The organism is Duganella sp. HH101, from assembly GCF_001758795.1.
GTDB lineage: Bacteria > Pseudomonadota > Gammaproteobacteria > Burkholderiales > Burkholderiaceae_D > Rugamonas > Rugamonas rivuli.
On sequence record NZ_LRON01000003.1, the window covers coordinates 269,444 to 293,934 of the forward strand.

Consider the following 24,491-nt stretch of genomic DNA (forward strand, 5'->3'; position numbering starts at 1 on the left):
GCTGTCTTTTTTCACATAACGAAACGCTATTGATAATAATTCGCATTTACATATGTGAGCTTAGTTGTTACAATCTAACGCATTAAATCGCCATGATCCGGCAGCCAGACGCAAGAATGCTTCACCTCAGCGCAGCCAGCCGCCTACATTCTCGGAAGAAAGATGCAAATGATTAAGAGTCGCAAACACGCGCAATCGCGCTTCAACCAGCAAATGAGCGCGGCATTGGCCGTGATGCTGCTCCCGGTCGCCGCGCACGCCGCCGACGCCGGTGTCGATCCGGTCATCGTGGCCGGCAGCAACCAGACGCTGCAGGAAGTCAAAGTCACCGGCAACGCCATCAACGACTTCAAGGCTGAAAAAGCCTCTTCCGCCAAGTACACCGAGAAACTGGTCGACACCGCCCAGACCCTGACCGTCATCAAGAAAGAGCTGTTCGACCAGCAGGGCGCCGTCACGCTGAGCGAAGCGCTGCGCAACACCCCGGGCGTGGGCGCCTTCTTCCTGGGCGAAAACGGCAGCACCACCACCGGCGACGGCGTCTACATGCGCGGCTTCGACGCCTCCAGCAGCATCTACGTGGACGGCGTGCGCGATGTGGGCTCGATCTCGCGCGACACCTTCAACATCGAACAGATCGACGTGCTCAAAGGCCCGGCCGGCACCGACAACGGCCGCAGCTCGCCGACCGGCTCGATCAACCTGGTCAGCAAGAAGCCGCTGATGGAAGACGCCTACCTCGGTTCCGTCACCGTCGGCAGCGGCAGCCAGAAGCGCGCCACCGCCGACCTGAACAAGGTCATCAACGCCGACACCGGCACCGCCTTCCGCCTCAACCTGCTCGACCAGGACAGCGGCAACCCGGCGCGCGACGTGGTCAACAACAAGCGCTGGGCCATCGCGCCGTCGGTCGCCTTCGGCCTGAACGGTCCGACCCGCGTCTACCTGAACTACCTGCACGTCAGCCAGGACAACATCCCCGACGGCGGCGTGCTGACCATCGGCCTGCCGGGCTGGACCCCGCCGGCGCCGGTCGTCATCACCCCGGCCAAGGACGGCAAGCCGGCCGTGTTCGGCCCGAGCTTCGACTTCATGGCCGGCGCCAAGCCGGTCGATCCGAAGAACTTCTACGGTTCGGTGCTGGACTTCGACAAGGTCAAGGCCGACATGTTCACCGCCCGCATCGAGCATGACTTCGCCGGCGGCGCCAAGCTGCAGAACACCACCCGCTACGGCCGCACCAAGCAGGACTACCTGCTGACCGCCTTCATGTCGACCGGCGCCAACCTGCGCGGCGTCGTGGCCGGTTCCAATCCGGACAACTGGCAGATGGCGCGCACCAACCTGAACTACAAAGACCAGCTGAACGAAATCCTGACCAACCAGACCACCGTCACCGCCGACTTCGACGGCGCCGGCATGAAGCACACCGTGGTCGGCGGCATCGAGCTGATCAACGAGAAGCAGACCAACTACACCAACGTCAACGCACCGGGCGCGACCGGCCTGCCGCTGGTCAGCATCTACCACCCGAACACCAGCCAGCCGGTGACGGCCGCGCAGGTGAGCACCGTGCGCAACGGCGCCCGCGGCGACGGCACCACCAACACCCAGAGCCTGTATGTGTTCGACACCGCCAAGCTGGGCGACCAGTGGATCTTCAACGCCGGCGTGCGTGTGGATCACTACAACACCACCTACAACGGCGTCACGGTGCAGGGCACGGCCACGCCGCAGACCATCCCGGTCGGCACGCTGCTGGGCAGCTCGCTGACGGCGTCGGACAACCTGCTCAACGGCAAACTGTCGGCGCTGTACAAGCCGACCGCCGACAGCAGCGTCTACGTGCTGGCCGCGACCTCGAAAGCTCCACCGGGCGGCAACAACTTCACGCTGAGCTCGGCCGCCAACAGCGCGTCCAACCCGAACTACGATCCGCAAATCACCACCACCTACGAGATGGGCACCAAGTGGGATCTGCTGAAACAGAAACTGTCGCTGTCGGCCGCAGCCTACCGCACCGACGTGCGCAACGAGATCGAAGTCGACCCGAACAACGCCGCCAACTTCTTCCAGACCGGCAAGAAGCGCGTGCAGGGTGTCGAGCTGGGCGTGACCGGCGAAATCATGCGCAACTGGCTGGTCAGCGCGGGCTACACCCGCATGTCGACCAAGGTCGTGTCCGGCAAGGTAGTGACCGCCGCCGGCGAGAACCTGCTGAGCTACACGCCGAAACAGGCGTTCACGCTGTGGACCTCGTACACGCTGCCGATGGGCCTGCAAGTCGGCGGTGGCGCCCGCTTCAGCGACAAACTGATGCGCGGCACCGACGGCGCGGTCGGCACCCCGGCCTACGCCGATGCGTACTGGGTGTACGACGCCATGGCTTCGTACCCGATCAACAAGCACGTCGATCTGCGCCTGAACGTCTACAACCTGGCCGACAAGCAGTACGTGCAGGCGATCAACAAGTCGGGCTACCGCTACACCCCGGGCGCACCGCGCTCGGCCAGCCTGACCGCCAACTTCAAGTTCTAAGCGACAGCGCAGCTGTTATGCTGGCCCCGCCCTCATCGGCGGGGCTTTTTTTTGCAAGGAGTATCATCATGATGTTGCACATTCCCGGCGTACTGAGCCGCGAACAGGTGGCCGCCATGCGCCAGCGCCTGGACCAGACCGACTGGGTCGACGGCCGCACCACGGTCGGCGCCCAGGGCGCGCAGGTCAAGCAAAACCGCCAGCTGGCCGAAGGCTCGGCGCTGGCGCAGGAACTGGGCGCGGAAGTGCTAGCGGCGCTGGCGCGCAGCCCCTTGTTCTTCTCGGCCGCGCTGCCGCTGCGCACCTGTCCGCCGCTGTTCAACCGCTATGCCGGCGGCGAGCACTACGGCGACCACGTCGACGGCGCGCTGCGGCGCGTGGCGTCCAGCGGGCAATGGCTGCGCACCGACGTGTCGTCGACGCTGTTCCTGTGCGATCCCGAGGACTACGACGGCGGCGAGCTGATCGTCACCGACGCCTATGGCGAACACGAAGTGAAATTGCCGGCCGGGGATTTGATCGTCTATCCGTCGACCAGCGTGCACCGGGTCATGCCGGTCACGCGCGGGGCGCGGGTCTGTTCCTTCTTCTGGACCCAGAGCATGGTGCGCGACGACATGCGCCGCAGCCTGCTGCTGGAACTGGACCAGAACATCCAGAGCCTGCGCGCGCGCCTGGGCGACTGCCCGGAACTGGTCGGCCTCACCGGCCACTACCACAACCTGCTGCGGCAGTGGAGCGAGGTCTAGGCCTTCAGGCTTGCGCCTGGGCCGCGGCGTCCGCCTTGGCCTTGGCTTGCGCGTAATGGCGCTCGATGCGCGTCCCCATCGGGCGCATCAGCGACATCAGCACGAACACGCAGTTGGCCTTGCCCGGCGCCGCGTAGCTGATGGCGACGGCCAGCGCGGCGATCAGCATCACGCCGCAGCTGCGCGCCACGGTGGCGCGGTAGGCGCCCAGCGACATCGCATGCGCGCACAGGCCGGGATGGCGGTAAATGTAGCGCGCCAGCAGCAGCGTCGACACGCTGAGCCAGATCATCACGCCGGAATACAGCGCCTGCCCGGTGATCGACGCGTACTGGCCGTTGACCGCCGACGCGAACGGCAGCAGCGCGGCGCTGGCCAGGCCGAGGATGGTCATCCACAACAAGCCCTGGTCGGCATGGCGCACGTAGCTGTACAGGCGGTGGTTGGCGATCCAGAAGATCGCCAGCACGAAAAAGCTGACCAGCCACGAAATCAGATTCGGAAGCAGCCCGAACAGCGCGCCGCGCAGCGCCGCCTCGCTGTCCAGGTGCGCATGCTCGGGCAGGCGCAGCTCGATCACCAGCAGGGTCATGGCGACGGCAAAGATGCCATCGATCAGGGCTTCGATACGGTGTTTGCTCAGCTGCGGCTGGCCATCGGCGCTAACGTCGGTCATAGGTACTCCGGGATGATGGGGACGAGCCGTATTCTTGCCGCAAATTAAAATGTTTGCAACATCGAAGGCCATTCGTTTGAGCCGCCACAACGCCACGTATGAGATTGGGCTGATACTTTTCAAGCTCGACATCATCATGGACTATTCACATGCCGGCCCGCCCAGACCTGACTGTTACATTGATTGCAGACGTACGTCGCCTAATCAATAGCGCTCGCGGTCGCGCCGCGATGGTAATGAATGCGGAATTGACGCTGCTTTATTGGCAGGTGGGAAATCGCATTCGAACGGAAGTACTGCAAAATACCAAGGCTGCATATGGACAGCGTATCGTTAAGACCCTCGCTGCCCAGCTGACCGCTGAATATGGGCGAGGCTGGAGCGAAAGACAACTCCGTCATTGTCTCCGCTGTGCTGAGATATTTCCAGAAGCAATAGTCTCCACAGTGCGGAGACAATTAAGCTGGAGCCATATCAAGGCCCTGATCTACATCGACGATGAGTTAAAGCGAGACTTTTACATCGAGTTATGCCACCTTGAAAAATGGTCTTCGCGTCAGCTACAGGAACGCATAAATTCCTTGCTCTTCGAACGCAGCGCCATTTCAAAAAAGCCCGAAGAAACGATACGTCAGGAACTGGCGTCGCTACGAGATACTCAAACAATATCGCCGGACCTGCTGTTGAAAGATCCGCACGTGCTCGACTTTCTTGGCCTGAATGATCACTACTTGGAAAAGAGCCTTGAGGATTCGATCTTGCGCGAGATGGAGCAATTTCTATTGGAACTTGGTACGGGTTTCTGTTTCGTCGCCAGACAAAAACGTATCCAGATCGATAGCGACGACTTTTACATTGACCTGCTTTTTTACAACCGCAAACTACGGCGTTTGATTGCAATGGAACTCAAACTGGGTGAGTTCAAACCAGAATATAAAGGGCAGATGGAGCTTTACCTTCGCTGGCTAGCGAAATATGAAATCGAAGTTCATGAGCAGACGCCGATCGGCGTCATACTTTGCGCGAGCAAAAAGCAAGAGCAGATTGAATTGCTGGAGCTCGATAACTGCGGCATACACGTGGCGGAATACCTGACCATATTGCCGCCGCGCGAGATATTGCAGGCAAAGCTGCATCAAGCGATAGCAAACGCGCACTTGCGCAACAAGTCCTAAGCGGCAAGCATGTAGCCGACGCCGCGCACGGTGCGGATGCGCTGGGCGCCGATCTTGCGCCGCAGGTTGGAGACGTGGACTTCGATCACGCCGAAATCGAGCGCGTCGCCCAGCGGTTCCAGGCGCTGCGCCAGCGCGCCCTTGGGCACCACCACCCCCGGCTCACGCGCCAGCTCCAGCATCAGGCGGAATTCGCGTGGCGACAGGTCCAGCAGCTCGCCGGCCAGCCAGGCCTTGTAGCCGCGCGGCTCGATGTGCAGCTCGCCGATGGTCCACAGCGGACTGGCCTGCTGGGCGTAGCGGCGCAGCACCGCGCGCAGCCGCGACACCAGCTCGGCCATCGCAAACGGCTTGATGATGAAATCGTCGGCGCCGCCGTCCAGCCCGGCCAGGCGGTCGTGCAGCGCCGAGCGCGCGGTGATCATGACGATGGGCAGCGTGACGCCGGACTGGCGCCAGCGCAGCAGCAAGTCCAGGCCGCTGCCGTCGGGCAGCGAGATGTCCAGCAGCGCGCAGTCGTAGGGCAGGTCGGCCGCCAGCAGCGGCGCGTCGGCCACGCGGCGCAGCCACTCGCTGCTGATGCCGTCCGCCTTCAGCGCCTGCTGCAGCGCGAATCCCAGGTCCAGGTCGTCTTCGATGATCAAGATGTGCATGCGGCGATTATAACGGCGTCAACCTTAAGCCCGGCTATCGGATTTTTTTCGCCCCCGGCACGGCGATACGTTATAGTTTCGGCTATTTTATTTTTCAACTGTGGATGACATGGCCGAACAGGAAATAGCAAAGCACACCAAGAAAGTGGTGCAACTGATGGGCAAGAGCGAACACGGCTGGCGCCACAAGCTGGGCGAGATGGGGCTGGAAATCGTCACCATCGTCTTCGCGGTCAGCCTCAGCATCTGGCTGCACAGCCTGGGCGAACACCGCCATGAACAGCAGCAGGTGCGCGCCTTCCTGCTGGGCGTGCGGCACGATATCGGCAGCGACCTCGACATGATCAAGGAGCTCAATCAGGCCTACCATGCGTACGACGCCAACTTCGACTACCTCGGCAAGCTCGATCCGCACAGCGCGCCCGAGCCGCAAGCCTTCGAAGCCGCCTACCAGCTCGCCGACAACAACTACTTCTTCAATCCGCTGGTCAGCCGCTACCAGGGTTTCAAATCCTCCGGCAAGCTGGGGCACATCGAGAACGAAGTCCTGCTGGACAAGATACTGGAGTTGTACGAACGCCACACCGCCGGCATCAAATCGTCCGAGGCCGGCTGGCGCAACAACCAGGATCTCTACCGCGCCTACATCGAAAACGGCCTGACCGGCGAGGACAGCCTCGCCGAGCGCTACCGGCTGATCACCGCGCCCAAGGGCAAGCGCCTGCTGCGCAAGCGCATGACCTACCCGCAGCTGTACGACCGCTACAAGGACTACGCCGCGCTGGGCGCGGAGATCATCAAGGAAATCGACCACGAATATCCGGCAGCGGCCCAGGAAAAAAAATAGGAGACAAGCGATGAAATTGAACACCCTGCTGGGCATGGCCGTCTGCCTGTCCGCCACCATGACCTGCGCCTATGCGCAACCATCGCCGCGCCAGTTGGCCAACGCCGCCGCCACCGCGCTGGAGAAGAAGGACTACGCGGCGGCGGTCAGCGGCTACCGCGCCGCGCGCGACGGCGGCTATCGCGACGCGACGCTGATGTACGAGCTGGCCACCGCCCACCTCAAGGCCGGCAACGAAGCCGAGGCGCTGGGCGCGCTGGAGCGCGGCGTGGCCGAAGGCATGCGCCTAGCCGCTTACCTGGCAGAGGATCCGGACCTGGCCCCGCTGCGCGGCAGCCCGCGCTGGCCGGCCATCGTCCAGCGCGCCACCGCCAACGAAGCCGCCTACCAAGCCGCGCACGCCAGCCCCGAGCAATTCAAATTCATCACCAGCGATCTCGACCGCTTCTGGAAAGTGTTCGAGCAACTGCCGGCCTCCAGCGCGCCGGCGCTGCTGCTCGACCAGCAGTACCTGGACGCCGGCAGCGTCGGCCTGCAGGGCTTCATCCCGCACCGCATCGGCAGCGGCGCCAACCTGTACGCGTCGATCAGCAAGCGGCCCAACTACTACGCGGCGATCCGCCCGCAGACGCTGCAAACCGGCCGCATCGAACCCGGGCTGCGCAGCGCGATGCGCAAGTTCAAGGGCATGTACGACAAGGCCACCTTCCCCGACGTCTACTTCCTGATCGGCGCGATGAACAGCGGCGGCACCTCTTCGCCGGACGGCCTGCTGATCGGCGTCGACATGTTCGGCCTGGGGCCGGGCGTGCCCACCGACGAACTGACGGGCTGGCACAAGAAATCGATCAACTCCTTCGACGCCCTGCCGTCGCTGGTGACGCACGAGCTGATGCACTTCCAGCAAAACCTGATGCCGCAAACCCTGCTGGGCCACGCCATCAAGGAAGGCGGCGCGGATTTCCTGACGTCGCTGCTCATCGACGGCAACTTCAACCAGAAGATCTACACCTACGGCTACGCGCACGAGGCCGAACTGAAGCAGCAATTCTTCGCCGCCATGCACGGCGGCGACACGAGCCAATGGCTGTACGGCGGCGCCGACGAAGCCAGCGGGCGTCCGGCCGACCTCGGCTACTTCATGGGCTTCCGCATCTGCCAGGCCTACTACCAGCAGGCCAAGGACAAGAAGCAGGCCATCGTCGAGATCCTCAACACCAGGGACTTCAACCGGCTGCTGGCCGACAGCGGCTACCAGGGCGCGCGCTAGGCTTCCGCAGTCTGCGCCTCGGCCGCCTTGAGCTGCTGCACCAGGGCCGCGTACTCCTTGATCGCCTGCTCCTGGGCCAGGCCCTTGCGGCTGGCCCAGGCGTCGAACTTGGCGCGGCCGACCACGTCCAGCAGGCCCGGCCGTTCGCCGCTGACGTCGCCGACGCTGCCTTGCTTGTACAGCGCATACAGCCGCAGCAGCGTTTCCTCGCCGGGCGACTTGCTTAAGGTCTTGGACAGGGCGGCGGCGGCCTCCAGCGCCTTTTCCGCCGCGCTGGGACCGTCGGCCACCGGCTCGCCGCCGAAGTGGGCGTCTTCCAGCGCCGCTTCGTCGGGGAACCAGCGCGCTTCCAGCAGCCGCCCCTGGCGCAGCGTGAACTCCAGCACGCCATGCGAGACCAGGCTGCCGCTGCACAGCGTTGCCGGCATCACCGTCATGCCGGCGTTGTGCACCGGCGTGCCCAGGGCGGTGAAGGCCAGCCCGCCGGCCCAGGCCTGCAGCCGGGCCAGGCCCTTGGCGCCGCGGAAAATGCCGCTGCCGCGGTGATGGCCCGGCTGGTACCAGGCGAAGTCGGGAATGCCGCGCCGATACAGCGCGGCGAAGTCGCCGCGTTCGAGGTCGCCGCGCGCCTCGGCCAGCAGCGCATCGATCTGGGCCGGCGTCATGCCCGGATCGTCGCCACGCGCACCCTGCCCCGGATCGCCGGCGCCGAAGAATTCCAGCGTGCGCTGCGCCAGCAGTTCCTTGTCGTTGTCCACGCAGATCAGGTGGTAGCTATTTTCCAGGATGACCATGCGGGCCTGGCCCGCGCGCTTGCCGCCGCCGATGTGTTCGACCAGAAAATTGGCTGAACGCAGGCTGGTCAACTCGTCCTCGCGCGCGTGGATGATCAAGGTGGGGCAGGGGATGCGCGCCAGGCCCTTCTTCACGTAGCGGCGCAGCCGGTCCACTTCGCGGATGCAGGCCAGCGGCACCCAGCTGTAGGCAAAGGCGTCGCCGCGTTCGAACTTGGCGCGCACGATGCCGCGCAATTGTTCGTTCTTGATGCCGTAGGGCTCCTCCTCGTCCACCCGCATCCGGTCCGCCACGCCGGGCACGTGGTACAGCAGATGGCGCAGATCCCGGTACCACGGCGTCGACCAGCCATCGATGAATACCGGCGGCGCCAGCGCCACCAGGCGCCCCTTGCTGTGCTGCTCGCGCTTGCAGGTTTCAATCGCCAGCAGCGAGCCCATGCACATGCCCATCAAATGCAGCACCTCGTGCTGGCCGATGATCTCGCGGTACTTGACGCGCACCGCCTCCAGCCAGTCTTCGGCGCGCACGCCGAGCAGGTCGGACGGTTGTCCGCCGTGGCCGGGCAGGGTGATCGAATAGGTGACAAAGCCGGCGTTCTTGAGCCGCTTGTGCATCGAGCCGAGATCGTACTGGGTGCCGCCCAGGCCGTGAATCAGGAACACCGCCGGCTCAGCCATGGCGCGCTTCCTCCGCCACCAGGTCCAACAGCGCCACGATGCGCTCGACGCGGCCGTCGCCGCCCTGCACCGCGGCCAGCCGCTCGCGCACCCGCTGCGTGGCGCCGCCGGGCAAACGCAGCAGGTAAGCCTGTTCGCTGGCCGCGCGCGCGCCATCGGCCACCTGCTGCCAGGCGGCCTGCACCAGGCCGCGCTCGGCGGGATCGATCAGGTCCAGCCAGTCTTGCAAGCTCGCGGCCCGGGCCGCCGCCGGCCCCAGCACATCGGCGACGCCGTCGCCCCAGGTGGCGCTGCCGCTGACCGTGTCGTACTCGACGCTGGCGACGCCGACCGCGCGCAGCGTGCGCTCGTAGCGCAGTTGCCACTCGCGCGCCCGGGCCAGGGCCACCCGGCGGCCTTCAGCCAGCGCGCGGGTCAGCAACAACACCATCACCCAGGCGGTCACGAAGCCCTGTACCTCGATCACGGCTTCGCCGGCGAAACCCTCATGCACGGCAAACGGCCCGCCTCCCTGCGCGGTGCGGCCGATGATCAGCAGCGCGCCCAGCAGCGTGGCCAGCGTGCCGCCTCGCGGCCCCCACAGCAGCGACGCCGCCAGCAGGAAGGGCATCGGCAGGTAGGCCAGCGTGGCCGCCACCTCGCCCCAGCGCTGTTGGGCATGATCCGCAAACACCAGCAGCACGGCGGCGATGAAGACGGCGAAGGCGGCGGCGCCGCCCAGGAACGGCGCCATCGCCAGCCCGCCCGAGCGCCGCACCCGGAAGCCGCGAAAGGCTGTCACCAGCGGCGCGATCAGCAGCAAACCCACCAGCGTCGACAAAAACCAGGTGCGCCATTCGACGCCGAACCCGGCGCCGGGCCGCAGCCAGACCCACATCGCGGCAGCCAGCGTGGCGCCGGTCGATGCGGCGACCAGCGCGCCGGCCAGCAGCGCCGCCGCTCCCCGGGGCGAGGTATGGTCGTGCCGCGCCAGCGTTGCCACCCAGGCGCCGAGCGCCATGCTCAATGCCTCGACCCCGCCATACGCCAGGGCCGGCCCGACAGCGAGCTGGTGCCCGATCATGCCCCACGCCGTGGCGGCCAGCGCGACGCCGGCCAGCAGCGCCGGCCAGGTCCAGCGCGCCCCGACCAGCAACGCCGCGAAGGTGATTCCGCTGCTCAGCCAGACGGCAAAGGTCTGGGTCGCGGCGTGGGCCATCGCCTGCGACAGCAAGGCCGCTGCCAGCCACAATACCGCCACCAGGGCGGCGTTCGTCATCGTCTGTCCGATACCATCGTGGGAGTCTGAGATCATCCGGTGTCCATTGAAATTGAGTGAGTATTCAACCCCGTCATTGCCTGGACGATTCTGTCATAGAAAACAAATCATTGTCACCCGAATAATTTTTCGCGCGCTTGCCAGGTCCGGACGATCGCGACATCAATCCGGACGCCGACGCATAGCCCGCCGGCAGCCGGCGGCTTAGCATGTCTCCCTCATCCACATCGAAGGAACAGAACATGCGCGTATTCGTTACCGGAGCGACGGGATTCGTCGGCTCCGCCGTTGTAGCAGAACTGATCGCTGCGGGCCACCAGGTGACGGGGCTGGCCCGCTCCGACGCCGCCGCCGAGGCGCTGGCCGCCGCCGGCGCGCAGGCGCACCGGGGCGACCTGGAAGATGTCGACAGCCTGCGCCAGGGCGCCGCACAAGCGGACGGCGTCATCCACACCGGCTTCAACCACGACTTCTCGAAATTCCAGGCCAGCTGCGAAATGGACCGCCGCGTCATCGACGCCCTGGGCACGGCGCTGGAAGGCAGCGCGCGGCCGCTGGTCGTGACGTCGGCCATGGGCGTGCTGCCGCGTGGCGTGGTCTCGACCGAACTGTCGACGCCCATCGGCCATCCGCGCGCCGCGTCGGAACAGGCGGTCGATGCCTTGCTGGCCAGGGCGGTGCAAGCCTCGGTGCTGCGCCTGCCGCCGTCGGTGCACGGCGCCGGCGACCACGGCTTCGTGCCCATCCTGATCGAGACGGCGCGCCGGACCGGCGTCTCCGCCATGGTCGACGGTGGCCTGAACCGCTGGCCCGCCGTGCACCGGCTCGACGCGGCCCGACTCTACCGCCTGGCGCTGGAGCAGGGCGAAGCCGGCCGCCGCTACCACGCCGCCGCCGAGGAGGGCGTGGCCTTCCGCGACATCGCCGGTCTCATCGGCGACAAGCTGGGCCTGCCCGTCGCCAGCCTGAACGCGGAGGAAGCGGCCGTCCATTTCGGCTGGTTCGCCAACTTTGCCGCGATGGATATTCCGTCGTCCAGCGCGTGGACGCGGGCAACGCTGGGATGGCTGCCGGCACAGCCGGAGCTGCTGTCCGACCTGCGGCAGGCAAACTATTTCGCATAGTCGGACCGGCCCGGCCAGGGCCGCCCGCGACGGCTTTTCTGCATTCTATTCCCGCCAAACTGCAGTGCGTCGTCGCGGCATAATTCATCTGGTTTAATCGATTTACCATGGCGCCTCCGAACAATTGGAGACAGCCGATGAAATTGCGTACCACCCTGGCCCTGGCCTTATGCATGTCCGCCGCGCAGGCAGGCGACGTGCTCAAGCGCTTCCCCCATGCATCCGCCGAGCGCATCGTGTTCGTCGCCCAAGGCAAGCTGTGGCAGGTTGCCCGCGGCGGCGGCGTGGCGAGCCAGCTGGCGCCGGGGGCCACCCGGCCGGTGATGCCGCGCTTTTCGCCGGACGGACAGTGGATCGCCTTCAGCGCCCAGCGCGACGGCCACCAGGATGTCTACGTGATGCCGGCCGCCGGCGGCGAGCCGCGCCGCCTGACCTTCAATCCCAACTCCGCCCAGCAAAAGGACGACATGGTCGTGACCTGGACGCCGGACTCGCGCCACATCGTGTTCGGTTCGCGCATGCAGGCGTGGAACCAGAAGGGCTACCGCATGTTCCTGGTGCCGCGCGAGGGCGGCCTGCCGCAGCCGCTGCCGATGGAGCACGCCGGCCTGATGAGCTACGCGGCCGACGCGCGCCACATCGCCTACACCCAGGTGCTCAACGATTTCGACGCCCGCAAGCGCTACGACGGCGGCCTGGCGCAGGACATCCACACCTACGACCTCGACACCCACGCCAGCCGGAAGATCACGCACTGGAAGGGCAACGACACGGCGCCGATGTGGTTCGGGCGCAGCATCTACTACTTGTCCGACAGCGACAGCAAGCGCCGCATGAACCTATGGGCCTACGACCAGGACAGCGGCAAGTCGCGCCAGCTGACCTTCTTCACGGATTTCGACATCGACTTCCCCGCGCTCGGCGGCAATCAGATCACCTTCCAGCAGGGTGGCAAGCTGTACGCGCTGGACCTGCCGACGGAGCGGCTGCACGAAATCCGCGTGACGCTGCCGGCCGACGACAGCCCGCCGGTGCAGGAAGTCGACGCCGCCCGCTTTATCCGCGAGGGCGACGCCGAATTCGCCCTGGCGCCCGACGGCGGCGCGGCGGTGTTTTCCGCGCGCGGCGATCTGTTCGCGGTGGCCACCGGCGCCAACGCCGTGACGAGGCTGACCGCCACCAGCGGCGCCGATGAAGAACGTCCGGCGTTTTCGCCCGACGGCAAGCTGCTGGCCTACATCACCGACGTCAACGGCGAGCAGCAGGTCGCCGTGCGTCCCGCGCAAGGCGGCGCGGAGCGCTTGCTGACGCATTCCACGCGCGGCGCCTACTACACGCCGGTCTGGTCGCCGGACGGCAAGACGCTGGCCGTCGCCGACAGCGACAAGCGCCTGTGGCTGCTCACCGTGGCCGACGGCAAGCTGCGCGATGTCGCGCACGACCTGCATCGGGTGATCGACGACGCCGCGTTTTCGCCCGACGGCCGCTGGCTGGCCTACAGCACGCAGGCCGAGAACCAGCAGCGCGGCATCCACCTGTACGACATAGCGGCCGGGCAGGACCGCGTGGTCAGTTCGCCGATGAACAGCGACTGGAAGCCGGCCTTCTCGGACGATGGCCAGTACCTGTACTTCCTGTCGTCGCGCCATGAGCTGCCGGTATCGTCCAGCAGCGAGGAAGCGTTTGCGACCGTCAACCCGCACGGCATCTACGTCACCACCTTGCGGCAGCATGCGCCGTCCGCCGTGCGCGCGCTGCGCGCTTCCGCGCCGGCCGGCAGCGCTGTGGCGGCGAACGGCCAGATCGATGTCGAGGGACTGATGCGCCGCGCCGTGCCGGTGCCTGTCGGGCCGGGCAACTATTCGGGGCTGGCGGTAAAGCAGGGTAACGTTGTCTACCTCAGCCAGCCGATGCCGCTGGTGGCCGGCGAGCTGCCGGGCCAGCACAACGCGCTGCACCTGTACGACATGCAGCGCGGCGAAGACCGCGTGCTGCAGCAGGATGTGGAGCAGTTCCGCCTGTCCGGCGACGGCCGCCGCGTCCTGATCAAACAGGGCGACCAGTGGAAGATGATCGCCACGGCGGCCGGCGCCGCCGACAGCCAGGCGCTGTCGTTCAAAGGCATGACAGCCACCATCAATCGCAAGGAAGAATGGGCCGCGCTGTACCACAAGGTCTGGCGCCTCGACCGCGATTTCTATCTGAGCCCCACGATGAACGGCATCGACTGGCCGGCGGTGCGCAAGGCCTACGCGCGCCTGCTGCCCCTGCTCGGCTCGCGGGACGACCTGAACTACCTGATCGGGCAGTTGCAGGGCGAACTGGCGACCTCGCACATGGTCTACGGCAGCGGCGATTTCGGTCCGCCGCCGAACCGGCCGGCGACGCCGCGCCTGGGCGCGGACTATGCGCTGGACGAGGCCAGCGGCCGCTATCGCCTGGCGCGCATCTACCCCGGCGACAACTCCCGGCCGTCGCTGCGCAGTCCGCTGGCCGAGCCCGGCCTCGATGTGAAGGAAGGCGACTATCTGCTGGCGATCAACGGCAAGCCGCTGGCCGCGCCGCACACGCCAGACGAACTGCTGGAAGGCCTGACCGGCAAGCTGGACCTGCTTGTCGCCGACAAGCCGGACGGCACGCCGCGCCAGGTCACGGTCGATCCGGTCAGGAACGAGATGGCGCTGCGCGAGGAATACATGATCGAACAAAACCGCCGCAAGGTGGAGCAGTTGTCCGGCGGACGCGTCGCCTACGTCTTCGTGCGCGACTTCCATCAAACCGGCGCGGAGCAGTTCGTGCGCCAGTTCTATCCGCAGATGGACAAGCAGGCGCTGATCTTCGATGTGCGCTGGAACCTGGGCGGCTTCACCAGCCAGCAGATCCTGGCGCGCTTGCGGCGCAACGTGGCGGGCCTGTACGTGAACCGCGCCGGCGGCCGCGAGACGCTGCCGGCGCAGCAGATCATCGGCCCCAAGGTGGCGCTGACCAACCAGTTCACCGGTTCCGACGGCGACCAGTTCGCCTACTACTTCCGCGACTACGGACTCGGCAAGGTCGTCGGCCAGCGCAGCTGGGGCGGCGTGCGCGGCGTCACCGGCGCGATGGAGCTGGCCGACGGCGGCTACCTGGCCATTCCCAAGGATGCGCTGTACAGCCCGGACAGCCGCTGGCTGATCGAGAACCACGGCACCGATCCCGACGTGGAAGTCAACGACGTGCCGGGCGAGACGCTGGCGGGCAAGGACGCCCAGCTGGAAGCGGCCATCCGCATGCTGGTCGATGCACTGGACCGTCAGCCGGCGGTGCTGCCGCCTGCGCCGCCAGCCTTGCCGTCGTATCCGAAGGAGGGCGATGTGCCGGGGCCCAGCCTCTAAGCTCCAGCCTCTAGCCGAGGCTTGCGGCCTGCCGCTCCAGGCTGTACTGGCGCGGCGAGCCGCCCATGACGCGCTTGAACGCCGCGCCAAAAGCGCTCTCCGATTCGTAGCCGAGCGACAGCGCCACGCGCGCAATCGGCGCGCTGGTATTGGCGAGCCGGTCGGCGGCCAGCAGCATGCGCCAGCGGGTCAGGTATTCCATCGGCGGCGTGCCGACCTTCTGCTTGAACCTCTGCGCGAAGATGGAGCGCGACATGCCGGCCAGGCCGGCAAGCCCGGCCAGCGTCCAGCGGTGCGCGGGGTCTTGGTGGATGGCGTTGATGGCCGCGCCGATCTGCTTGTCGGCCAGCGCGCCCAGCCAGCCGGCCTGCCCGCCGTGCTCGTCGGACAGGTAGAGGCGCAGGGCCTGCACCAGCATCATGTGGGCCAGCTGCTGCACCACCAGGTCATTGCCCGGCTGCCGTTCGCGCAGCTCCTGCGCCATGCGTTCGACCGCCCAGCGCAGCGCGGCGCGGTCGCTTTCCTTCCACAGGTGGACGACGGGCGGCAGCATGGCCAGCAGGATGCCCACATAGTCGCCATTGACGGCGAAGCGGCTGCCGCCGAGGAAGAAGCCGCCGCCGCCGTTGTAGGTGACGACGCCGCCTTCCTGCGCCGACGAGAACACGGCCGTGGATTCAACGGCCGGCAGCGACAGGTCGCTGGCCAGCCGGAACGTGCGGCCGCTGCCCAGCACGAAGCAATCGCCGGCCGTCAGGTGCATAGCCTCCGGCACGCCATCCACCGCCAGCCAGCACTGGCCCGACACCACCGTGCAGCATTTGATGAAGTTCTGCTGCTGCGAGAAACGGACGGACCAGTCCCCGCCCGCGTCGAAGCCGGCGGACACATAGCTGCGCGGTTTCAGCAATGACAGTACATCCGAGAGTGGGTCCATGGCGTTACTTTAATACATCTTGCCGCTTGCGCGGCTTGCCAACACGAATATATAATTCGTATACGTTTCGTATATAGGATACATCATGGGCATAGTTAACATCGACGACGATCTGCACGACCAGATCCGCAAGGCCAGCACCGTAGGCTGCCGCTCCATCAACGCCCAGGCGGCCTTCTGGGTCAAGATGGGCATGCTGAGCGAAATGCATCCCACGCTGACGTTCAACGAGATCGTGGCGCGGGAGATGCGGGCCGCCGGGGTCGAGATACCCCCCTTGCGGGTGGCGGCCGCATGACCAAGCGGCCGGAAGAAATCGCCTTGATGGCGGAATCGGGCAAGCTGCTGGCGAGCGTGTTCGGCCAGCTGGACAAGCTGGACCTGATCGGCATGTCGACCATGGAAGTGAACGACCTGGTCGACCGCTACATCGTGAGCGAACTCAAGGCGCGCCCGGCCAGCAAGGGGCAGTACGGCTATGCCTATGCGCTGAATTCCTCGCGCAACCACGTGGTGTGCCACGGCGTGCCGTCGGCCGGCGATATCCTGCAGGACGGGGATATCGTGAACTTCGATATCACGCTGGAGAAGAACGGCTTCATCGCCGACTCCAGCAAGACCTACTTCGTCGGCGCCGTCTCGGCATCGGCCAAGCGGCTGGTGCAAACGACCTACGAAGCGATGTGGCACGGCATCCGCACCGTGCGGCCGGGCGCCAGGCTGGGCGACGTGGGCCACGCGATCGAGCGCCATGCGCGGCGCTCCGGCTACACGGTGGTCAAGGAATATTGCGGCCACGGCATAGGCCGCGAAATGCACGAACCGCCGCAGGTGCTGCATTGGGGCAAACCGAAGACCGGACTGGTGCTACAGGAAGGGATGGTGTTCACCATCGAGCCCATGCTCAACCAGGGCCGCCGCACCGTGCATACCGAAGACGACGGCTGGACCGTCGTCACCACGGATGGAAAATTGTCCGCGCAGTTCGAGCATACGGTGGCGGTGACGCGGCACGGCGTGCAGGTGTTGACGCTGCGCCCCGAAGAGAGATCGCCGAACTAAATCACACCGGTTGATGCTGGCGCAATTGCAGCGCCTCGCCGATCATCACCAGCACCGGCCCTTCCGTCGCATCCAATCCTTCGCCCAGGCGCGACAGCGTCAGGCGCCGGATGCGCTGGTCGGCGCGGCTGCAATTTTCCACCACCACCACCGGCAGATCGGGACGGCGTCCCTCGGCCAGCAAACGGGTGGCGGTGCCGACGGCTTCGCGGCCGCCCATGTATTGAACCAGCGTGTCCGTCGCCGGCAGCGCGGGATGGTCCGGCTCGCCGGGCGCGGTGCTGGAGGTGAAGAAGGCCACGCTGCGGGCCACACCGCGCCGGGTCAGCGGCTGCTTGGTGGCGGCGGCGGCGGCCAGCGCGGTGGTGATGCCGGGTACGACTTCGACCTCGATGCCCTCCGCTTCCAGTGCGCGCAACTCCTCGTCGGCACGGCCGAACAGCATCGGATCGCCGCCCTTGAGCCGCACCACCATTTGATAGCGCTGCGCGCATTCGACCAGCTGCTGGTTGATCGCCGTCTGCGCGGTGGAGCGCTGGCCCGAGCGCTTGCCGACCGAAATCAGCTCCGCCTGCGCGCACAGCGCCAGCATCTCCGGCGTCACCAGCGCGTCGTATAAAACCACCTCGGCCTGCGCCAGCAAACGCGCGCCGCGCACCGTGATCAGGTCGGCCGCGCCCGGTCCCGCTCCGATCAAATAGACTTTTCCCAGCGCTGCCATTGCTATCCTTTGAGTGATGTTCCAGGGCGAATGATACCGGCTACCGCACGGTTTGGGTTTCGCTTGGCACGCTATGGGGCCTAGTGTAAGATGCGACGCTTGGGTGCGCCGAATCCCTGCGGGGATAGGCGTTAAACGGGAAACCGGTGTAATTCCGGTGCAGCCCCCGCTGCTGTAAGCCAGACGACTCCGTCATCACGTCACTGCCGTAACACGCGGGAAGACACGGAGAAGGATGAAGGCGAGCCAGAATACCGGCCCAAAAAGTCCAGCACCATTCTCCGGGGTAAGGGGAAGCCGCTGTCGACCGGCTTTCCGTCCGCGCTGCTGTCGACCGTCCTCTCCTGCCCCTGTCCTTGGTGTCCATATCGCCCATTCGACGGGAGGTTTCGAATGCACATCATGGAAGGCTTTTTGCCGCCAGCGCACGCGCTCGGCTGGGCAGCCGTTTCCTTACCTTTTCTGGCCTGGGGCTTGCGCGCCATCGGCCGCGACCTGCACGCCCATCCCGAGCGGCGCATGCTGCTGGGCGTGGCCGCCGCATTCGCCTTCCTGCTGTCGGCGCTCAAGCTGCCGTCGGTGACGGGCAGTTGTTCGCACCCGACGGGAGTGGGCCTCGGCGCCGCCCTGTTCGGCCCCGCCGCGATGGTGCCGGTCGGCTTTGTCGTGCTGCTGTTCCAGGCGCTGCTGATGGCGCACGGCGGCCTGACCACGCTGGGCGCCAACCTGTTCTCGATGGCCATCGTCGGGCCGTTCGTGTCCTACGGCGTGCTGCGCGCCGTATCGGCGCTGGGCCTGTCGCGCTCCGTGGCGGTGTTCCTCGCCGCCAGCCTCGGCGACCTGGCCACGTACGTGACCACCTCGGCGCAACTGGCGCTGGCCTTCCCTGCTGCGGCAGGCGGGTTCGGCGTATCGTTCTTCAAGTTCGCCGGCATCTTCGCGCTGACGCAGGTGCCGATCGCCATCAGCGAAGGCTTGCTGACGGTGCTGGTGGTGAACGCCATGGTGCGCTTCAATTCCCACGAACTGCGCGCGCTGCCGGTGATGCGTTTAAGCGCGCGGAAGGAGGGCGCATGAAGGCCCGTACCTGCCTGCTATGGTTGGCGATCATTTTGCTGACGGTGCTGCCGCTATGGCTGGTGAGCGCGCCGCCTGCGGCGCCCGGCTCTGAAGCACCCGCGATCTTCGCCGGCGCCGACGACCGCGCACAGCGGGCCATCGGCGATATCGCGCCCGGCTACCAGCCGTGGTTCGCGCCAGTCTTCTCGCCGGCCAGCCCGGAAATCGCCTCGCTGCTGTTCGCGCTGCAAGCGGCCACCGGCGCCGGCGTGATCGGCTTCTGGCTTGGCCTGTCCTTCGCCCGCGAACGCGCGCGCCGGGACGCTGCTGCCGGATCGTCCCAGGACCGCCGTGCTGATTGAGGCGTCGGCGTACGCGAGCCGCTGGCGCGACGTAGCGCCGTCGGCCAAGGCGTGGTTTGCGCTGGCCGGCATCGTCGCGGCCTGGCTTGCACGCAGTCCCGCCGCACTGGGCGCACTGGCGACGTTGCTGATGCTGGCCGCGCTGTGCGGCGCACGCGTGAACCCGCGCGCCTACCTGCAAGTGGCGCTGCCGCCGCTCGGCTTCCTGCTGCTGTCCTGCCTGACCATGCTGGTCGGCCCCGACGCCCATGGCCAGTGGGGCCTCACCACCGCCATGCTGCCGACCATCGAACATACCGCCCTGCGCTCGCTCGCCATGCTGGCCGCGCTGCTCGGCCTCGTGCTGACCACGCCCCTGCCGGATCTGCTCAACCTGCTGCGGCGCCTGCGCACGCCCGAGCTGCTGCTCGACCTGATGGTGCTTTGCTACCGCATGCTCTTCGTTATGCGCCAGGCCTGGGACGAAAGCATCACCGCGCAGAGCGCGCGCCTCGGCTATCGCAACTTGCGCCAGGCATGGCGCTCCACCGGCCTGCTGGCGGGCCAGATGGCGGTCCAGGTGTGGCAGCGCGCCGCCGCCCTGCAAATGGCCGCCGACGCCCGCGCCTACCAGGGTACGCTGCGCTTCCTGCCCGCCGTCTATCCGCTGGCTCGGCGCCAGCAGGCGTGGGCCGCGCTGGCAGGCGCGCTGATGCTGGCGATCGCCGTGGGAGATCGTCTGTGAACGCCCCCGTGAGCACGCCGCAGCTTGAGCTGCAAGCCGTCGACCATATCTACCCGGACGGCAGCACCGGCCTGCGCGACTGCACGCTGGCGCTGCAACGCGGCCGCCGCTACGCGCTGCTGGGCGCCAACGGCGCCGGCAAGACCACCGTACTGCAACACCTGAACGGCTTGCTGCGCCCGACCGCCGGCACGCTGCGCGTCGACGGCCAGCCCTTCGATTACAGCCGCCAGGGACTCACCGCGCTACGCAGCCGCGTGGGCCTGGTGTTCCAGAACCCGGACCGCCAGCTGTTCTCCGCACTGGTCGAGGAAGACGTTTCCTTCGGCCCCTTGAACCTCGGCCTGGACGCCGCCGAAGTGCGCACCCGCGTCGCCGCCGCGCTGGACGCCGTCGGCCTGCGCGGCCACGCGCGCCGCGCCGTGCACCAACTGAGCTTCGGCCAGAAGAAGCGCGTCTGCATCGCCGGCGTGCTGGCGATGGAACCCGACGTGCTGCTGCTGGACGAACCCATGGCGGGCCTGGACGCCCCCATGCAAACCGAACTGGCCGCGCTGCTGGACCGCCTCGCCGCGCGCGGCGTGACAGTACTGCTGTCCACCCACGACATCGACTTCGCGCTGCGCTGGGCCGACGACATCCACGTGATGTCGGCCGGCCGCTGCATCGCCTCCGGCCCGGCGCAGCACATGGCGGCGCAGACCGACATGCTGCGCGCAGCAGGCCAGCGTCCGCCGGCCGCCCTGGCGCTGCACGCGGAACTGGTCGCCCTCGGCGTTCTGCCGCAAGGCCCCGCGCCACGCAGCGTCGACGCGCTGCTGGACGCGCTGCGCGCACTACAACCAACAGGAGCAAACGCATGACCGGCATGACCCCCTTCGGAAAAATCTGGTTCGTAGGCGCCGGCCCCGGCGACCCGGAACTCATCACAGTCAAAGGCCAGAAGCTGCTGTCGCAAGCCGGCGCGGTGCTGTTCGCCGGTTCGCTGGTCGACCACGCCGTGACGCTGTACGCGCCGCCCGGCTGCGCCATCCGCGACTCCAAGGACATGACGCTGGAAGAGATGACGGCCTGGCTGATCGAGCAGGCGCGCAGCCACGCCACGGTGGTGCGCCTGCAAACCGGCGACCCGGCGCTGTATGGCGCGCTGATCGAGCTGGCGCGCCCATTGAGCGACGCCGGCATCGAATGGTCGGTGGTGCCGGGCGTATCGTCCGCAATGGCCTCGATGGCGGCGGCCGGCGAATCCATGACGCTGCCGGAAGTGACGCAGACCGTGATCCTCACCCGCGTCGAAGGCCGCACGCCGATGCCGGACGGCGAAGACCTCGCCAGCCTGGCCGCGCACCGCACCACGATCTGCATCTTCCTGTCGATCACCTTGATGCACAAGGTGGAAACCGCGCTGCGCAGCGCCGGCTGGGCCGAAGACTCGCCGGTGCTGGTGGTGCACAAGGCCAGCTGGCCGGGCGAACAGAAAATCGTCCGCGGCACGCTGGCCGATATCAAACAGCGATGCCGGGAGGCCGGTATCGCAAGCCAGGCGATGATCGTCGCCAGCCCCACGTTGGGCGCGCTGCACTGGGAAACCCTGGCGCGCTCCAAATTGTATGACCCAACCTTCACCCATCGTTTCAGAAAGGCGAGCGCATGAACCCAGTACCCCACGAGACGATCCTGATTGTCGGCCACGGCTCCCGCGAGGACTCCGGCAACCAGGAGATACGCGAATTCACCGAGCAATGGCGCGCGCGCCGTCCGGACTGGCGCATCGAATTGTGCTTCATCGAATTCGCGCCGCCTGAAATGAACGCCGCCTTGCTGAGCGCAGCGCGCAGCTCGCGCCGCGTGCTGGTGGTGCCGCTGATTTTGAACGCGGCCGGCCACGTCAAGATGGAGATACCGGAAGCGATCGAGCAGGTACGCGCGGCCTGTCCGCAGACCGAGATCATGCTGGCGCCGCACCTGACGGCTTGCGACCCTGTCCTGGCGATCCTGAAACGCCGCCTGCGCAAGGGCATGAACGCGCTGGACATGCCCGATCCGACCACCACCGGCGTGGTGGTGCTGGGACGCGGCTCGTCCGACCGTGGCGCCAACGGCGAAATGGCCAAGATGGCGCGCTGGCTGCTGGAAGAGGGCGACCACGAACTGGTCGACCTGGCGTTCACCGGCATCACCTGGCCGCGCCTGGAGAAGGTGGTGCAGCGCCAGGTTCTGCTGGGCATGCGCCAGGTCGTGGTGCTGCCGTACTACCTGTACACCGGCACGCTGATGCAGCGCATCCATCGCCAGGTCGAACATCTGCGCGGCCAGTATCCGCAAGTGCGCTTTGTCTGCGGCGAACATTTCGGCTTTGAAAAGGAAATCTTCGAGCTGATGGACCAGCGCGTGGAAGACCTGCGCGCCGGCGTGCCCGATAGCCGCCTGCCTTGCGACGGTTGCAGCTATCGCGAGATCGCGCATGACCTGGGCCACGGCCATTCGCACGCGCACACGCACGACCACGCCGCCGCGCCGACGCACGATCACGGACATGAGCACGGACATGAGCATGGACACGAGCATGCGCACGACCATGGCCACCCGCACGAACACGTCCACCACGAGGGCCAGCCAGCATGAGCACCGTGAACACCGTCACCGAGCAGTTGACGCGCGCCGGCCAGGTCATTGAACACGACAGCTTCGCCATCATCGACGCCGAAGTCGGCCCGCACGCCTACACCGAAGCCCAATGGCCGATAGTGCGCCGCATGATCCACGCCAACGCCGACTTCGACTTCAACGGCCTGACCGACTTCCATACAGACGCAGTGGAAGCCGGCATCAACGCCATGCTGGCCGGCGGCACGCCGGTCGTGGCGGATGTCGAGATGATCTGCTCCGGCCTGTCGCAACCGCGCCTGGGTCACTTCGGCATGAAGACCCACCAGTTCATCAGCGACGCCGACGTCATCGAAACCGCCAAGGCCGAAGACACCACGCGCGCCGTGCAAGCGATGCGCAAGGCGCACCGACTCGGCTTGCTGGACCGCGCCATCGTCGGCATCGGCAACGCGCCCACCGCGCTGATCGAACTGGTACGCCTGATCCGCGAAGAAGGTGCGCGCCCCGCACTGGTGGTCGGCATGCCGGTCGGTTTCGTCTCCGCCGCCGAGTCCAAAGACTTGATGGCCACGCTGAACGATGTACCGTGGATCGTCATCCGTGGCCGCAAGGGCGGCTCGACGCTGGTGGTGGCTACCCTGCACGCGCTGCTGTCGCTGGCCGAAGCCCGTCAAAAGGCCCAGCCATGAAGGAAAAAACGGCTGCCGAACGTGGCACCCGTACCGGCTTCACCACCGGCGCCTGTGCCGCCGCCGCCGCCCGCGCGGCGGTGCTGGGCCTCGCCCACGGCCAGGTGCCGGAAGAAATCGAAAGCCTGCTGCCCAACGGCAGCCGGGTGCGTTTCGCCATCCACGACGGCCGCTGCGGGCCGGATCACGCGCACGCGATGGTCATCAAATTCGCCGGCGACGATCCGGACTGCACCGACGGCGCCCACATGACGGTCGACCTGCGCCGGCTTCCGGGCGAAGCCGGCGTGGTTTCATACGTTGCAGGCGACGGCGTGGGCACTGTCACCATGAAGGGCCTGGGCCTGGAAGTGGGCGGGCCGGCCATCAACCCGGTCCCGCGCCGTAACATCGCCGACAACCTGCGCGAAGCCGCCCCCGCGCTGCTGGCCGAAGACGGCATCGAAGTCACCATCAGCGTGCCGGACGGCCAGGTGATGGCGAAGAAAACTACCAACGCCCGCCTGGGCGTCCTGGGCGGCATCAGCATTCTCGGCACCACCGGCATCGTCAAGCCGTATTCGACGGCCGCCTGGCGCGCCAGCGTGGTGCAGGGCGTGCAGGTGGCCGCCACCGCCGGCTACGACATGGTCGCGCTGACCACGGGCGGCCGCAGCGAAACCTTCGCCATGACCGCCCTGCGCGCCGAGCGCCCGGAACTGCCGTCCGCCTGCTTCGTGCAGATGGGCGACTTCCTGCGCTACGCGCTCGATGAAGTGGTGGCGCAAGGCATAGGCCTGGTGGTGCTGGCGCTGATGGTCGGCAAACTGACCAAGATCGCGCAAGGCGAAACCATCACCCACGCCAACCGCAGCGAAGTCGATACCGACCTGGTGGCCGAGATCGCGCGCCGCATCGGCGCCACGCCGGAAGACTGCGCGGCGATGGCCGCCGCCGAAACCGCGCGCTTCGGCGCCGAGCTGATGGTCGAACGTGGCCTCGGCGACGCCTTCCACCAGGCGTTGGCGCAAGCCGCCATCGATACCCTGACCGCGCCCGACCGCTACGGCCGCGCTTTCCAGATACGCGTGCTGGTGTGCGACTTCAGCGGCGTGCAAGTGGCCGACGTCTGGTCGGCACCGGCCGAACCGCACGAACGCCCGGCAAGCGCCGGCCGCACCGGCATCGACCACTTACCGGAATCCTGAC

General features: G+C 66.7%; 23 protein-coding genes and 1 riboswitch. Of the genes, 17 read left to right on the forward strand and 6 right to left on the reverse strand.

Going from position 1 to position 24,491, the window contains the following annotated elements; genetic code table 11:
• Window positions 1-162: 162 nt before the first annotated feature.
• Window positions 163-2,538, forward strand: a complete 2,376-nt coding sequence (locus DUGA2_RS06335) for a catecholate siderophore receptor Fiu (RefSeq protein ID WP_070268014.1) — start codon at window positions 163-165, stop codon at window positions 2,536-2,538.
• A 68-nt stretch (window positions 2,539-2,606) separates the two neighbouring features.
• Entirely contained in the window at window positions 2,607-3,287 is a 681-nt protein-coding gene (locus tag DUGA2_RS06340) for a Fe2+-dependent dioxygenase (RefSeq protein WP_070268016.1), read from the forward strand.
• A 4-nt stretch (window positions 3,288-3,291) separates the two neighbouring features.
• On the opposite strand, the gene DUGA2_RS06345 is transcribed toward DUGA2_RS06340, so the two are convergent.
• Entirely contained in the window at window positions 3,292-3,963 is a 672-nt protein-coding gene (locus tag DUGA2_RS06345; protein WP_070268018.1) for a TMEM175 family protein, read from the reverse strand.
• Between the two features lie 149 nt (window positions 3,964-4,112).
• Here DUGA2_RS06345 and DUGA2_RS06350 point away from each other — a divergent pair, with 149 nt between their 5' ends.
• Window positions 4,113-5,138 carry a YhcG family protein gene (locus DUGA2_RS06350; protein ID WP_070268020.1) on the forward strand — a complete coding sequence of 342 codons (1,026 nt, stop codon included), beginning with the start codon at window positions 4,113-4,115 and terminating at the stop codon, window positions 5,136-5,138.
• Here the strand turns inward: DUGA2_RS06350 and DUGA2_RS06355 are convergent.
• Complete coding sequence (locus DUGA2_RS06355) at window positions 5,135-5,791, reverse strand: response regulator transcription factor (RefSeq protein ID WP_070268022.1); 657 nt, start codon at window positions 5,789-5,791, stop codon at window positions 5,135-5,137. The two genes, DUGA2_RS06350 and DUGA2_RS06355, sit on opposite strands and share 4 nt — an antisense overlap.
• Window positions 5,792-5,900: 109 nt before the next feature.
• Between DUGA2_RS06355 and DUGA2_RS06360 the strand changes: the two genes are divergently transcribed.
• Together DUGA2_RS06360 and DUGA2_RS06365 are read left to right on the forward strand one after the other, a co-directional pair.
• Window positions 5,901-6,638, forward strand: a complete 738-nt coding sequence (locus tag DUGA2_RS06360; RefSeq protein ID WP_070268023.1) for a hypothetical protein — start codon at window positions 5,901-5,903, stop codon at window positions 6,636-6,638.
• Window positions 6,639-6,648: 10 nt separating this feature from the next.
• Window positions 6,649-7,908 (forward strand): DUF2268 domain-containing putative Zn-dependent protease, encoded by a 1,260-nt coding sequence (locus DUGA2_RS06365; RefSeq protein ID WP_070268025.1) that lies wholly within the window; start codon window positions 6,649-6,651, stop codon window positions 7,906-7,908.
• Here DUGA2_RS06365 and DUGA2_RS06370 read toward each other — a convergent pair.
• Window positions 7,905-9,383 carry an acyl-CoA-binding protein gene (locus DUGA2_RS06370; RefSeq protein ID WP_070268026.1) on the reverse strand — a complete coding sequence of 493 codons (1,479 nt, stop codon included), beginning with the start codon at window positions 9,381-9,383 and terminating at the stop codon, window positions 7,905-7,907. The two genes, DUGA2_RS06365 and DUGA2_RS06370, sit on opposite strands and share 4 nt — an antisense overlap.
• On the reverse strand, window positions 9,376-10,641 hold the full coding sequence (locus DUGA2_RS06375) for an MASE1 domain-containing protein (protein WP_070268028.1): 1,266 nt from the start codon (window positions 10,639-10,641) through the stop codon (window positions 9,376-9,378). The genes DUGA2_RS06370 and DUGA2_RS06375 overlap by 8 nt, the downstream gene beginning before the upstream one ends.
• 242 nt (window positions 10,642-10,883) lie before the next feature.
• Between DUGA2_RS06375 and DUGA2_RS06380 the strand changes: the two genes are divergently transcribed.
• Entirely contained in the window at window positions 10,884-11,765 is an 882-nt protein-coding gene (locus tag DUGA2_RS06380) for an SDR family oxidoreductase (protein ID WP_070268029.1), read from the forward strand.
• A 137-nt stretch (window positions 11,766-11,902) separates the two neighbouring features.
• The gene (locus DUGA2_RS06385) at window positions 11,903-15,139 is read left to right on the forward strand and encodes a S41 family peptidase (protein WP_070268031.1); all 3,237 of its coding nucleotides are present in this window, start codon (window positions 11,903-11,905) and stop codon (window positions 15,137-15,139) included.
• 10 nt (window positions 15,140-15,149) lie between these two features.
• Here DUGA2_RS06385 and DUGA2_RS06390 read toward each other — a convergent pair whose 3' ends face one another.
• Window positions 15,150-16,076: an AraC family transcriptional regulator gene (locus DUGA2_RS06390; protein WP_070268033.1), complete on the reverse strand. Its 927-nt coding sequence runs from the start codon at window positions 16,074-16,076 to the stop codon at window positions 15,150-15,152.
• 85 nt (window positions 16,077-16,161) lie between these two features.
• On the opposite strand from DUGA2_RS06390, the gene DUGA2_RS06395 reads away from it, so the two are divergent.
• Together DUGA2_RS06395 and map are read left to right on the forward strand one after the other, a co-directional pair.
• Window positions 16,162-16,374 carry a ParD-like family protein gene (locus DUGA2_RS06395; protein ID WP_008443292.1) on the forward strand — a complete coding sequence of 71 codons (213 nt, stop codon included), beginning with the start codon at window positions 16,162-16,164 and terminating at the stop codon, window positions 16,372-16,374.
• The gene (gene map, locus DUGA2_RS06400; RefSeq protein WP_070268035.1) at window positions 16,371-17,138 is read left to right on the forward strand and encodes a type I methionyl aminopeptidase; all 768 of its coding nucleotides are present in this window, start codon (window positions 16,371-16,373) and stop codon (window positions 17,136-17,138) included. The genes DUGA2_RS06395 and map overlap by 4 nt, the downstream gene beginning before the upstream one ends.
• Window position 17,139: 1 nt before the next feature.
• Here the strand turns inward: map and cobA are convergent, their stop codons facing one another.
• Complete coding sequence (gene cobA, locus DUGA2_RS06405; RefSeq protein WP_070268036.1) at window positions 17,140-17,859, reverse strand: uroporphyrinogen-III C-methyltransferase; 720 nt, start codon at window positions 17,857-17,859, stop codon at window positions 17,140-17,142.
• Between the two features lie 84 nt (window positions 17,860-17,943).
• Window positions 17,944-18,137, forward strand: a riboswitch (cobalamin riboswitch).
• 115 nt (window positions 18,138-18,252) lie between these two features.
• On the opposite strand from cobA, the gene DUGA2_RS06410 reads away from it, so the two are divergent.
• From DUGA2_RS06410 to DUGA2_RS06445, 8 genes are read left to right on the forward strand one after another with little or no spacing between them, the layout of a single operon-like run.
• Window positions 18,253-18,936, forward strand: a complete 684-nt coding sequence (locus DUGA2_RS06410) for an energy-coupling factor ABC transporter permease (protein ID WP_070268038.1) — start codon at window positions 18,253-18,255, stop codon at window positions 18,934-18,936.
• Window positions 18,933-19,280 (forward strand): energy-coupling factor ABC transporter substrate-binding protein, encoded by a 348-nt coding sequence (locus DUGA2_RS06415; RefSeq protein WP_070268358.1) that lies wholly within the window; start codon window positions 18,933-18,935, stop codon window positions 19,278-19,280. The genes DUGA2_RS06410 and DUGA2_RS06415 overlap by 4 nt, the downstream gene beginning before the upstream one ends.
• Window positions 19,270-20,004: a cobalt ECF transporter T component CbiQ gene (cbiQ, locus tag DUGA2_RS06420; RefSeq protein WP_070268362.1), complete on the forward strand. Its 735-nt coding sequence runs from the start codon at window positions 19,270-19,272 to the stop codon at window positions 20,002-20,004. Before DUGA2_RS06415 ends, cbiQ begins: the two co-directional genes overlap by 11 nt.
• Window positions 20,001-20,867 (forward strand): energy-coupling factor ABC transporter ATP-binding protein, encoded by an 867-nt coding sequence (locus DUGA2_RS06425; RefSeq protein WP_141753204.1) that lies wholly within the window; start codon window positions 20,001-20,003, stop codon window positions 20,865-20,867. The genes cbiQ and DUGA2_RS06425 overlap by 4 nt, the downstream gene beginning before the upstream one ends.
• Window positions 20,864-21,658: a precorrin-4 C(11)-methyltransferase gene (gene cobM / locus DUGA2_RS06430; protein ID WP_070268040.1), complete on the forward strand. Its 795-nt coding sequence runs from the start codon at window positions 20,864-20,866 to the stop codon at window positions 21,656-21,658. Before DUGA2_RS06425 ends, cobM begins: the two co-directional genes overlap by 4 nt.
• Window positions 21,655-22,629 (forward strand): sirohydrochlorin chelatase, encoded by a 975-nt coding sequence (locus DUGA2_RS06435; protein ID WP_070268042.1) that lies wholly within the window; start codon window positions 21,655-21,657, stop codon window positions 22,627-22,629. Before cobM ends, DUGA2_RS06435 begins: the two co-directional genes overlap by 4 nt.
• Window positions 22,626-23,303 (forward strand): precorrin-8X methylmutase, encoded by a 678-nt coding sequence (locus tag DUGA2_RS06440; protein ID WP_008443337.1) that lies wholly within the window; start codon window positions 22,626-22,628, stop codon window positions 23,301-23,303. Before DUGA2_RS06435 ends, DUGA2_RS06440 begins: the two co-directional genes overlap by 4 nt.
• Window positions 23,300-24,490 carry a cobalt-precorrin-5B (C(1))-methyltransferase gene (locus tag DUGA2_RS06445; RefSeq protein WP_070268045.1) on the forward strand — a complete coding sequence of 397 codons (1,191 nt, stop codon included), beginning with the start codon at window positions 23,300-23,302 and terminating at the stop codon, window positions 24,488-24,490. The genes DUGA2_RS06440 and DUGA2_RS06445 overlap by 4 nt, the downstream gene beginning before the upstream one ends.
• The last annotated feature ends 1 nt before the right edge of the window (window position 24,491 follow it).